Here is a 12774-nt window from a genome sequence, read left to right as displayed (position 1 = left end):
AATTGAAAGCAATGAGCGCTTATCGCAACATCCCCAATGCCTTATTCTCAGCTGCTTCCATAACTTCCCGTTCTCCGGGACCTTTATCATTAATGCCGCACAAATGAAGAATTCCGTGGATAATCACACGATGTAGTTCGTCTTCGTATGAAGCACCAAACTGTTCCGCATTGGTGCGTATCGTATCCAGGCTGATGAATAAGTCACCTGATAGACGATCGCCTTCACAATAATCGAAAGTAATAATGTCCGTGTAGTAGTCATGTTGCAGATACTGACGGTTTACCTCCAGAATTTTTTCGTCCGAGCAGAAGATATAAGCGATTTCACCGAGTCTTTTTCCGTAAGAAGCAGCTACGGTCTTTATCCATTCCGTAGTCTCACGTTTCTTGATATCAGGCATTTTTACGCCTTCTGTTTGATAAGTTACAGCCATAGTTGAATGTTATGATTTAAAAGAAAAATAAATAACTGATTAAGATAGCGGCTATGATACCCGAAAAGTCAGCTATCAGACCGCAAGTCACTGCATTACGAGTTTTGGTAATTCCTACACTGCCGAAATAAACGGCCAGAATGTAGAATGTGGTATCTGAAGCTCCGCGTACTACGCAACTCATACGCCCTACAAACGAATCCGGTCCCAGTTCTTTCATCGTATCAATCATCAATCCGTTGGCACCGCTACCGCTAAGCGATTTCATCAATGCAGTAGGCAGTGCCCCTACAAAGCTTGTATCAACTCCGCATGAGCCTACTATGTAGCCAATGCCTCCCACTAGAAAATCCATAGCTCCCGAAGTGCGGAACACGGCGATTCCTACAAGGAAAGCAACCAGATAGGGTATGATACGTACAGCTGTCGTAAATCCTTCTTTAGCTCCCTCTACAAACGAATCGTATACATTGATTTTTTTCCTGACTCCCGTCAGAATAAACAGGATAATGACACTGAACAGCAGAATATTCGCTATCAATGTAGAATAAGTACCCATATCCTCTCGTGAAACGCTTAGAAACAGATAAATCAATCCCGAAAAGAAAAGACAGATAACACCCATTAAAATGAGAATAGGCTTATTGATTAAGTTTATCTTTTGAGCGATACTGACTGCTATGACTCCTACTAAAGTTGAAATGAAAGTACTTAGCAGGATAGGGATAAATACATCCGTAGGCTGTGCAGCCCCCATTTGTGCACGATACACCATGATACTGATTGGAATGATGATAAGGCCGGATGTATTAATCACCAAAAACATAATCATCGGATTGGAAGCCGTATCCTTATTCGGATTCAGTTCTTGCAGTTCTTTCATCGCTTTCAGTCCCAGCGGGGTGGCGGCATTGTCCAAACCGAGCATGTTGGCAGACATATTCATAAAGATGGAGCCTAACACCGGATGCCCTTTAGGAATGTCCGGAAACAGGCGGCAAAGCACCGGACTAAGAAAGTGGGCCAGCGCATTAATCAATCCGCTGTTCTCGCCGATTTTCATGATGCCCAACCAAAGGGCCAGTACACCCGTAAGTCCTAGCGATATCTCGAATGCCGTTTTGGAGGAGTCGAATGTAGAGTTCATGATAGCCGTAAATATCCCCGTATCTCCCAAAACAATCACTTTTATAAGAGCGATGATAAAGGCTATGACGAAAAATCCTATCCAAATGTAATTTAGAACCATAGTTGATAACGTGTATATAGATAGTGCAAAAGTAGTTATTACGTTTCAAATAAACTAAATCTTCGTCTTTCTTATACTGAAAATGAATGTAAATCTCTATCTTTGTCTCCTACTTTCAAGAAATAAATGGAACAGGAAGATTTTAACATACGCGAACATCAGCTTACTTCAAAAGAACGGGATTTCGAGAATGCACTCCGTCCGTTAAGCTTTGAAGACTTTAGCGGGCAGGACAAGGTGGTGGAAAACCTTCGCATTTTTGTGAAGGCGGCACGTCTGCGTGGCGAAGCACTCGACCATGTGCTGTTGCACGGCCCTCCCGGATTAGGAAAAACAACTCTTTCGAATATTATCGCTAACGAATTAGGAGTTGGCTTTAAAGTAACTTCCGGTCCGGTACTTGATAAACCGGGTGACCTGGCAGGTGTATTGACCAGCCTCGAACCGAACGACGTGCTTTTTATTGATGAAATTCATCGGCTGTCGCCTGTGGTGGAGGAATATCTTTATTCGGCGATGGAAGATTACCGCATCGATATTATGATCGATAAGGGACCTTCGGCACGCAGCATCCAGATAGATTTGAATCCTTTCACGCTGGTTGGTGCAACCACACGTAGCGGTCTGCTGACGGCCCCGCTTCGTGCACGTTTCGGTATTAATCTTCATTTGGAGTACTATGATGATGATATTTTGAGCAATATCATTCGTCGTTCTGCGTCCATACTGGATGTGCCTTGTTCGGTACGTGCAGCATCGGAGATCGCTTCCCGTAGCCGCGGAACGCCCCGTATTGCCAATGCCTTGCTCCGTCGGGTACGTGATTTTGCGCAGGTGAAAGGCTCCGGTTCTATCGATACGGAGATCGCCCAGTTTGCATTGGAAGCACTGAATATTGATAAGTACGGCCTGGATGAGATAGACAACAAGATACTTTGCACCATTATAGACAAATTTAAAGGTGGTCCGGTAGGTATCACTACCATTGCCACGGCTTTGGGAGAAGATGCGGGAACCATTGAGGAAGTTTACGAACCTTTCCTGATAAAAGAAGGATTTATGAAGCGTACTCCCCGTGGACGTGAGGTGACCGAACTTGCCTATAAACATTTGGGAAGAAGTCTTTATAACAGTCAAAAAACGCTGTTTAATGACTAACATAAAGCGTCATGTGACAAGTGGTATTAACGGTATAAAAGAACTTTATAAAGCATAGTTGGATGATGAAGCAATGGACTACTTTACTTGTTTTTCTCTTTTTGAGCTTGTCTTTATCGGCTCAACAGGAATATGGGAGGGATATTTTTGTCTCTTCTAAAGGAGACTCTTTACCTTATCGGATGATTCATCCCGAATCGGTGAAGCCAGGTGAAAAGTATCCGCTCGTACTGTTTCTGCATGGAGCCGGCGAACGGGGAAATGATAATGAGAAACAGTTGACTCATGGTGGACAGATGTTTCTTAATCCGGTCAATCAAGAGAAGTATCCCGCTTTCGTTCTAATTCCACAGTGTCCGACAGACGGTTACTGGGCTTATACAGGACGTCCGAAGTCGCTTATCCCTACAGAAATGCCAGTGGGACAAGAGATCAGTCCTATATTGCAAACGCTTAAACAGTTGCTCGACTCTTATCTGGTAATGCCCGAAGTGGACACACAACGGGTTTATATTATCGGTCTTTCAATGGGAGCGATGGGAACGTATGATTTAGTCGTGCGTTATCCGGAGATTTTTGCAGCTGCAGTTCCTATTTGCGGTACAGTCAATCCAAGTCGGCTATCGGTTGCCAAGGATGTGAAATTTCGTATCTTTCACGGAGATGCGGACGATGTAGTTCCGGTGAAAGGTTCTCGCGAAGCGTATAAAGCACTGAAAGCTGCCGGTGCAGATGTGGAATATATTGAATTCCCCGGTTGTAATCATGGGAGCTGGAATCCGGCTTTCAATTATCCCGGATTTATGGATTGGTTGTTCAAACAAAAGAAGAAACGTTGAACCAATCTGAATGATAATCACTAATAAAACATGGCTGGACTAAAATCATTAGCTAAAGATACGGCAATTTATGGGTTGAGTAGTATTGTCGGACGATTCCTTAACTACATGCTGGTGCCTTTGTACACAGCGGTATTGCCAGCTTCCACCGGAGGTTATGGAGTTGTTTCAAACGTATATGCGTTTACAGCCCTGATGCTTGTACTGCTTACGTTCGGTATGGAAACGGGATTCTTCCGTTTTGCCAACAAATCGGGAGAAGACCCGATGAAAGTATATGCCAACTCCTTGTTATCGGTAGGAGGGGTATCTTTGATTTTTGTTTTCCTTTGCCTGTTATTCCTGCAACCCATTTCCAATTTACTGGATTATGGCGATCATCCGGAGTTTATAGCGATGATGGCTGTTGTGGTAGCTTTAGACTCTTTCCAATGCATTCCTTTTGCCTATTTACGGTATAAAAAGCGGCCTATTAAGTTTGCTGCTATCAAACTGCTCTCTATCGTTGGTGGCATCGGTTTGAATCTATTTTTCCTACTGGTGTGCCCGTGGCTGAATGTACATTGTCCGTCAACTATCTCCTGGTTTTATGATCCGGATTATTTAGTGGGATATATTTTTATTAGCAACCTGATTATCTCGGTTGTTCAGATGTTCTTTTTTATCCCGGAACTGACGGGGTTTGCTTATAAGTTGGACCGGGTATTGCTGAAACGAATGGTCGTATATTCTTTCCCGGTATTAATCTTAGGTTTGGTAGGTATTCTAAATCAGACTGTGGATAAGATGATCTATCCGTTTCTTTTTGAAGACCGGCAGGAAGGGTTGGTGCAATTGGGTATCTATGCAGCAACCAGTAAGATTGCGATGGTGATGGCAATGTTTACGCAAGCTTTCCGTTATGCTTACGAACCGTTTGTTTTTGGCAAAGACCGAGAAGGAGACAACCGGAAGATGTATGCCGCTGCGATGAAGTATTTTCTTATATTTTCCTTGCTGGCTTTCCTTGCTGTCATGTTCTACCTCGACTTGCTGCGTTATCTGGTGGCAAGGGGTTACTGGGAAGGCCTGGGGGTAGTAGCTATTGTAATGCTTGCAGAGATCTGTAAAGGGATCTATTTCAACCTTTCCTTTTGGTATAAACTGACGGATAAGACCTATTGGGGAGCCTACTTCTCGGTGATTGGTTGTGTTATTATTGTCGTATTGAACATCCTGTTTGTGCCGGTTTACGGTTATCTTGCTTCGGCATGGGCTTCTGTTGCAGGCTATGCAGTCATCTTGCTGCTATCCTACTGGATAGGACAGAAAGAATACCCGATTCATTATGACTTGAAGAGCCTGGGACTTTATGTTCTGCTGGCAGCGGTACTTTACGTTATTGGAGAGCAGGTTCCTATCCCTAATATAGTGCTCCGTCTCGCTTTCCGTACCGTACTCTTATTGCTATTTATAGCTTATATTATCAAGAAGGATTTACCATTGAGTCAGATTCCTGTTATTAATCGATTTATAAAGAAGAAATAACTATGAAGACAGATGAACGTAATAAGTTTGCTATCAAGTCCTTTCTGGGAGAATATCTGGACTTGAGGAAAGATAAGGATAACGAACTGGCCACAGTGGATTCTATCCGTAAGGGGGTAGAGTTCAAAGGTGCCAATTTATGGATTCTGATCTTTGCCATATTCATGGCATCACTCGGATTGAATGTGAACTCCACTGCCGTTATTATCGGTGCCATGTTGATTTCTCCATTGATGGGACCTATTATGGGAGTAGGACTGTCTGTCGGACTGAATGACTTTGAATTAATGAAACGCTCTTTGAAGAGCTTTCTCATAACGACTGCTTTCAGTGTGACTACGGCAACAATCTTTTTCCTTCTTGCCCCTATTGCCGGTTCACAGTCAGAGTTGCTGGCACGTACATCGCCCACTATTTATGATGTATTCATCGCGCTTTTTGGTGGTTTGGCAGGTGTCGTGGCTCTCTCTACCAAGGAAAAAGGGAATGTGATTCCGGGTGTTGCCATTGCTACTGCATTGATGCCGCCGCTTTGTACGGCAGGTTACGGGCTGGCTTCCGGTAATCTCATTTATTTCCTGGGTGCTTTTTATCTTTACTTTATCAACTCTGTTTTTATCAGCCTGGCTACTTTCCTCGGTGTTCGTGTGATGCATTTCCAACGGAAAGAGTTTGTGGATAAAACCCGTGAGAAGACCGTACGTAAATACATCGTTCTGATTGTAGTGCTTACCATGTGCCCTGCAGTTTATCTGACATTTGGAATTATAAAGAGCACTTTCTATGAAGCAGCAGCCAATCGTTTTATAAACGATCAGTTGAGCTTTGAGAATACGCAGGTACTTGATAAGAAAATTAGCTATGACCATAAAGAAGTACGGGTTGTTTTGATTGGTCCTGAAGTGCCTGACGCTTCGATATCTATTGCTCGTAGCAAGTTGAAAGAGTATAAGCTGGAAGATACGAAACTGATTGTATTACAGGGGATGAACAATGAGGCGGTAGATGTATCTTCTATCCGTGCCATGGTCATGGAAGACTTCTATAAAAACAGTGAGCAACGGCTTCAACAACAGGCGGTGAAAATTTCCCAACTGGAGACAACACTGGAGCAATACAGAACGTACGATGCTATGAGTCGTACATTAGTACCCGAATTGAAGGTACTTTATCCTTCCATCACAACTCTTTCCATCGCTCACTCGCTCGAAGTGCGGGTCGATTCGATGAAGACGGATACGGTAACATTGGCTGTCCTTAAATTCGCCAGACATCCGTCTGTTGCTGAAAAAGAGAAAATCAGCGAATGGCTGAAAGCCCGCGTAGGAACGAAGAAGTTGAGGCTGATTACAGAATAATGAATCTAAAAATAATAATATGAAGTTCAGACTAACCGTCTTGATAGTCTTTTCTCTCTGTCTGTCGAATGTATTTGCCGATGAGGGAATGTGGTTGTTGGGAAATCTCCGAAAGAATAAACAGACTGACCGGGTAATGAAAGAACTTGGTTTGCAGATGCCTGTGAATAAAATATATGATCCGAAGAAACCATGTCTGGCAGATGCTGTTGTCAGTTTTGGAGGCTTCTGTTCAGGAGTGGTGGTTTCTGAAGACGGTCTGGTGTTTACTAATCATCATTGTGGCTTTAGCAGTATTCAGCAACATTCTTCAGTGGAACATGATTATCTGAAAGATGGCTTCTTTGCACGTAGTCTTGAGGAAGAACTGCCGAATCCGGAATTGTATGTTCGTTTCCTGCTTCGTACGGAAGATGTTACTAAACGCGTATTGTCTGCCGCCCGGCATGCTAAAACGGAAACAGAACGCCGTGTGGCTGTTGATTCGATTATGAATGTAATCAGTATGGAAGTCTCCGAAAAGGATTCTACATTGACTGGTATTGTAGATGCTTATTATGCAGGGAATGAATTCTGGCTATCTGTTTATCGTGATTATAATGATGTCCGCCTGGTTTTTGCACCTCCTTCTTCTGTCGGGAAGTTCGGATGGGATACGGATAATTGGATGTGGCCGCGTCATACGGGCGATTTCAGCGTATTTCGTATCTATGCTAATACCAAGAATGGTCCGGCGGATTATTCTCCTGAAAACGTCCCTTATCATCCCGAATATGTAGCACCCATTTCTTTGGATGGATACAAAGAAGGTTCTTTCTGCATGACGCTTGGCTATCCGGGCAGTACGGAACGTTACCTTTCCTCGTATGGTATCGAAGAGATGATGAATGGAATCAATCAGGCAATGATTGATGTACGGGGAGTGAAACAAACCATCTGGAAACGGGAGATGGACCGTCGTCCGGATATTCGCATTAAGTATGCTTCAAAATACGATGAAAGCTCCAATTATTGGAAGAATAGCATCGGAACGAATAAAGCCATCAAGCATTTGAAAGTGTTGGAAAAGAAGCGGGTGGCTGAAGCAGAGCTTCGTAACTGGATTCAGTCTCATCCGGAAGAGAGAGAGAAACTGATTCGTTTATTTTCTTCTTTAGAGTTGAGTTATAGTAATCGCCGTGAAACCAATCGTGCGTTGGCTTATTTCGGTGAATCGTTTATAAATGGTCCCGAGTTAGTGCAGCTCGCTCTTGAAATTCTCAATTTCGACTTTGAGGCGGAAGAGAAGTTGGTGATAACCCGCATGAAAAAGTTACTGGAGAAGTATGATAATCTCGATCTTTCCATTGATAAGGAGGTTTTTGCTGCCATGCTCAAAGAGTATCAGTCGAAAGTGGATAAAAAGTTTCTGCCTGCTATGTATGAGAAGATAGATACGCTCTACAACGGGAATATTCAGACCTATGTAGACTCTTTGTATGCAACTTCCAATATAACGTCTCCTAAAGGCTTAAAACGCTTTCTGGAGCGAGATACTACTTATAATCTCATAGAGGATCCGGCTGTTTCCTTAAGTCTGGATTTGATTGTGAAGTATTATGAGATGAATCAAAGCATTTCCGAGGCTTCCGAGCAGATAGAGGAGGGGGAGCGTTTGTTCAATGCAGCCATGCGCCGGATGTATGCTGATCGTAATTTTTATCCGGATGCCAACTCTACCATGCGGCTTAGTTTCGGAACGGTTGGAGGATATACTCCTTTTGATGGAGCCACTTATGATTACTACACAACCGTGAAAGGCATTTTTGAGAAAGTGAAGGAACATGCGGGTGATATTGACTTTGCCGTTCAGCCGGAGTTGTTGAGTTTGCTTTCTTCCGGTGATTTCGGAAGATATGCCAATGCGCAGGGAGATATGAATGTTTGTTTTATCTCCAACAATGACATTACAGGCGGTAATTCCGGCAGTGCCATGTTTAATGCCAAAGGAGAATTACTAGGCTTGGCTTTTGATGGCAACTGGGAAGCAATGAGCAGTGATATCGTATTCGAACCAGATTTGCAGCGTTGCATCGGGGTAGATGTGCGGTATATGCTCTTTATCATAGAGAAATACGGTAAGGCAGCCCATCTTATTCAGGAATTAAAAATGGGTCGATGAAGTAAATATTCCGATGAAACCGCATTTTTTATCGTTTTAATATAATAACGATTACGGCAGCGATAATCAGTGCAATACCTACACCAATGCTTGTGGTGAAGGCTTCCCCGAAAAGAAAGATACCTACACATACAGCAGTTACCGGCTCCATAGCTCCCAACACAGAGGTGAGTGTGGAGCCGATGCTTTTTACGGCTCTTACTAGAGCAAGATTAGAAACTACGGTAGGGATTAAAGCTAATAGAATCAAGTTGCCGGCAGTATGCCATTTGCTGATGGGTTGAAGCTGGCTGATGGTTTCCGTTCCGATAAAAAGGAGAATACCTCCGAAAAGGAATACGTAGAAAGTAAGCAGTAGCCCCTTCATCTGTCCAATTTTTAGTTGGCTCATTGTGACGAGATAAAGCGCATATCCGAGTGCCGACAGAAGAACAATGAAAAGTCCCAGGAAAGAAAAGCTTCCCGTTTTTGTATCTCCGCCGGATAAGAAATAAACTCCTGCCACTGCGGATGCAATGGCAGCGATCCGCCAGCCGGACTTCTTTTCTTTAAAGAAGAGCATCATGATTAACGTGGTAAGCACCGGATACATGAAATGAATAGTGGTGGCAACTCCGCTAGCCATAAACTTATATCCCCAGAACAGGAATACGGCAGACATTAAATAAAGAAGCGCAAGAAGAAACAGGGAAGGAATGTCCTGCCTCTTGATGCGAAATGATTGACCATTCACCAATAAGATTCCGCCTAACGCCAGACAGGCAAACAGGAAACGATAGAAAAGTATAGATTCAAATTGCATCCCTGCTTGCATGGCAGGAATGGTAAATAGAGGGATAAGTCCAAAAGAAGCCGATGAAAGCAGCCCATATAGTAAACCATTAACTTTATTCATAGTCAAGTATATATTCGGGCCGCAAAGATATAGCTTTTTTGAGGCAAGTAGATAAAGCGTCCATACAATATTTTTCGTAAATTAGCACGCGATGTAAATATGGCATCCGATTGAAAGAAAATACAAACTAATTTTTGGATAAAATGAAACGATTGACACTATTACCGGGATTACTATTTTTAATGCTGCAAGCAGCATTTTCACAAGAGTCAGGCAGCTGTAAACCAGTGAATCTGGTTTGTGATTATTTGGTGAATCCCTTGGGAATAGATAATCCTGCTCCCCGGTTATCATGGATGCTGAATGATGCTCGAAAAGGAGCACGGCAAACAGCCTGTCAAGTCATCGTAGACAAAGACTCTCTTGAATTGATTGCAGGGAAAGGAACTATCTGGGATTCGGGCAAAAAGGACTCCGAACAGATTCTGATTACCTATTCCGGACAGGAACTTCGTCCTTTTACCAAGTATTATTGGAGAGTGAATGTATGGGATAAGGATGGAGTGAAATCTTCTTCGGCTATTAATAGTTTCGAAACGGGCATGATGGGGATGGAACACTGGCAAGGGGCTTGGATTAGCGATAACAAAGATATTAATTACCGTCCTGCTCCCTATTTCCGGAAAGTGTTTGATGCACGAAAGAAGATACGGTCGGCAAGGGCATATATTGCCGTAGCAGGTTTGTATGAACTGTATATCAATGGTGAGAAGATTGGAAACCACCGGCTGGACCCGCTATATACCCGGTTTGACAGGCGTAATTTCTACGTCACTTATGATATTACTTCCCAAATACAGAAAGGGAAAAATGCGATTGGTGTGTTGCTGGGCAATGGATGGTATAATCATCAGTCAATGGCCGTGTGGGACTTTCATCGTGCACCTTGGCGTAACCGTCCTGCTTTTTGTATGGATGTGCGGATTACTTATGAGGATGGTTCCGTTGAAGTCGTTTCTACGGAGCGGGACTGGAAAACTTCATCCGGCGCATTGATCTTTAATAGCATTTATACAGCCGAGCATTACGACGCTCGTTTGGAACAGAAAGGCTGGAATACCGTGAACTTTGACGATTCTAAATGGAATGGAGTAGGATATAGGGCTGTTCCTTCACAGAATGTGGTGTCACAACAAGTGCAGCCGATTCGTGCAGTAGAAACAATCCCCGTAAAAATCTGGAAGAAACTTAATGATACAACGTATGTATTCGATTTTGCCCGCAATATGGCAGGAGTCACCCGCATTAAAGTGTCCGGGGAAGAGGGAACTGTAGTGAGACTGAAACATGGTGAGCGGTTGTATGACAACGGACGAGTGAATACGTCAAATATTGATGTGTATCACCGCCCGGTAGACAACTCCGATCCTTTTCAAACGGACATCCTCGTTTTGAGTGGAAAGGGAGAGGATGAATTTATGGCACGATTCAATTATAAAGGTTTCAGATACGTGGAAGTAACAAGCACTAACCCCCTTGTATTGAATGAGAATAATCTGACAGCTTACTTTGTGCATAGTGATGTTCCGCAGAAAGGGATGATTCATACTTCGAACGCACTTATCAACCGTCTTTGGTGGGCTACAAATAATGCCTATTTGTCCAACTTGATGGGGTATCCCACCGACTGTCCCCAGCGTGAGAAGAACGGATGGACAGGCGACGGTCATTTTGCTATTGAAACGGCATTATACAATTATGACGGTATCACTGTTTATGAGAAATGGCTTGCCGACCATAGAGATGAGCAACAGCCTAATGGTGTACTTCCCGATATTATTCCTACAGGAGGCTGGGGATATGGTACGGATAATGGACTGGATTGGACAAGCACTATTGCCCTTATTCCATGGAATATTTATATGTTTTATGGCGATCATAAACTGTTGGCAGACTGTTATGAAAATATAAAGCGATATGTAGACTATGTGGATCGCACCAGTCCGACCGGATTGACCTCATGGGGAAGAGGAGACTGGGTGCCTGTTAAATCACATTCTTCCAAGGAACTGACCTCTTCTGTCTATTTCTATGTGGACACCAAAATACTTGCCAATGCCGCAAAGATGTTTAATAAAACGGAAGACTATAAATATTATTCTGCTCTTGCCAATAAGATAAAGAACGCGATTAATGACAAGTTTCTGAATAGAGAAACGGGCATTTATGGTAGCGGCGTTCAGACGGAACAGAGCGTTCCTTTGCAATGGGGCATTGTTCCCGAAGAGTTGAAGAGAAAAGTAGCCCGGAATCTGGCAAAACAGGTGGAAGCAGCCGGCTTTCATTTGGATGTAGGTGTGTTGGGAGCAAAAGCTATATTGAATGCGTTAAGTGAGAACGGTGAAGCCGAAACGGCTTATAAATTAGCTGCACAAGACACTTATCCATCATGGGGTTGCTGGATTGCCAATGGTGCTACCACATTACTGGAGAACTGGGATTTGAATGCCACACGTGACATATCAGACAATCACATGATGTTCGGAGAAATTGGAGGGTGGTTTTATAAAGGATTGGGTGGAATCTTCCCTGACCCCGAAAATCCCGGATTCAAACATATTCTCCTTCGGCCTAATTTCCCCAGTGGATTAAATGAGCTCGAAGCCAGATATCAATCACCTTATGGGGAAATCTGCTCTAAATGGGAACGTAAAAAGAACCGTATTGTCTATCATGTAACTGTTCCGGCAAATAGCACTGCTACCTTTTATGCACCCGACAATGTGAAAGGAGAGCGTGCAGTAAAATTGGAAGCAGGAAAACATATCTTGGAATTACCTATAAAGAGAGCTGTTTATTGAATGTCTTTCGATTGGTAATCCCGGTTGCTGTTTATCCAGATGTAAAAAACAGCTTCTACACCATTGAAACGGATGAATATATCTCTCCCCTTCCATGAATCGGGCAGAGTGAAATCCCTCCGATAGCTACCTACCGGATTGGGCATGGAAGCGAAAGTGTAATCTGCCGGACGAGGCTGGATGACATTGGGCCACTGCACTCCTTTGCTATAATCTCAGAATGGATAGATCACGTTACAATAGAGAGGTTTGTCCCAATTTCGTGCTTTTGTATAGCTGCTTTATAACTAATAGATGGAGTGTTTTGAAATAAGAACTTGACAAACGACTTTTTATTTTGTATCTTTGTG

The 12774-nt window shown here is 43.2% G+C and carries 10 protein-coding genes; 6 read left to right on the top strand and 4 right to left on the bottom strand.

The features are described from left to right. Nucleotides 1–19: 19 nt before the first annotated feature. A complete protein-coding gene (gene ybeY, locus KSX81_RS11210; RefSeq protein WP_004298035.1) occupies nucleotides 20–436 on the bottom strand; it encodes an rRNA maturation RNase YbeY in 417 nt (138 codons plus the stop codon). Nucleotides 437–452: 16 nt separating this feature from the next. Further along, nucleotides 453–1685 carry a nucleoside recognition domain-containing protein gene (locus KSX81_RS11205; protein ID WP_004298038.1) on the bottom strand — a complete coding sequence of 411 codons (1233 nt, stop codon included), beginning with the start codon at nucleotides 1683–1685 and terminating at the stop codon, nucleotides 453–455. A 126-nt stretch (nucleotides 1686–1811) separates the two neighbouring features. On the opposite strand from KSX81_RS11205, the gene ruvB reads away from it, so the two are divergent. From ruvB to KSX81_RS11180, 5 genes are all read left to right on the top strand, one after another. Then, entirely contained in the window at nucleotides 1812–2843 is a 1032-nt protein-coding gene (ruvB, locus tag KSX81_RS11200) for a Holliday junction branch migration DNA helicase RuvB (protein WP_004298040.1), read from the top strand. Between the two features lie 62 nt (nucleotides 2844–2905). Beyond that, the gene (locus KSX81_RS11195; protein ID WP_004298042.1) at nucleotides 2906–3682 is read left to right on the top strand and encodes a dienelactone hydrolase family protein; all 777 of its coding nucleotides are present in this window, start codon (nucleotides 2906–2908) and stop codon (nucleotides 3680–3682) included. A gap of 30 nt (nucleotides 3683–3712) precedes the next feature. Further along, nucleotides 3713–5209, top strand: a complete 1497-nt coding sequence (locus tag KSX81_RS11190) for a polysaccharide biosynthesis C-terminal domain-containing protein (RefSeq protein WP_004298043.1) — start codon at nucleotides 3713–3715, stop codon at nucleotides 5207–5209. Nucleotides 5210–5211: 2 nt separating this feature from the next. Continuing rightward, entirely contained in the window at nucleotides 5212–6567 is a 1356-nt protein-coding gene (locus tag KSX81_RS11185) for a TIGR00341 family protein (RefSeq protein WP_004298044.1), read from the top strand. Between the two features lie 19 nt (nucleotides 6568–6586). After that, nucleotides 6587–8728: a S46 family peptidase gene (locus KSX81_RS11180; RefSeq protein WP_004298045.1), complete on the top strand. Its 2142-nt coding sequence runs from the start codon at nucleotides 6587–6589 to the stop codon at nucleotides 8726–8728. A gap of 28 nt (nucleotides 8729–8756) precedes the next feature. Here the strand turns inward: KSX81_RS11180 and KSX81_RS11175 are convergent, their stop codons facing one another. Then, nucleotides 8757–9623 (bottom strand): DMT family transporter, encoded by an 867-nt coding sequence (locus KSX81_RS11175; RefSeq protein ID WP_004298047.1) that lies wholly within the window; start codon nucleotides 9621–9623, stop codon nucleotides 8757–8759. Between the two features lie 143 nt (nucleotides 9624–9766). Here KSX81_RS11175 and KSX81_RS11170 point away from each other — a divergent pair, with 143 nt between their 5' ends. Next, the gene (locus KSX81_RS11170; RefSeq protein ID WP_004298048.1) at nucleotides 9767–12424 is read left to right on the top strand and encodes a glycoside hydrolase family 78 protein; all 2658 of its coding nucleotides are present in this window, start codon (nucleotides 9767–9769) and stop codon (nucleotides 12422–12424) included. On the opposite strand, the gene KSX81_RS11165 is transcribed toward KSX81_RS11170, so the two are convergent. Beyond that, entirely contained in the window at nucleotides 12418–12624 is a 207-nt protein-coding gene (locus KSX81_RS11165) for a sugar-binding domain-containing protein (protein WP_004298051.1), read from the bottom strand. The genes KSX81_RS11170 and KSX81_RS11165 overlap by 7 nt on opposite strands. Between the last annotated feature and the right edge of the window lie 150 nt (nucleotides 12625–12774).

It is taken from the genome of Bacteroides sp. MSK.18.37 (assembly GCF_019129155.2).
Taxonomy (GTDB): Bacteria; Bacteroidota; Bacteroidia; order Bacteroidales; family Bacteroidaceae; genus Bacteroides; species Bacteroides ovatus.
This window is presented reverse-complemented; position numbering and strand designations above follow the sequence as displayed.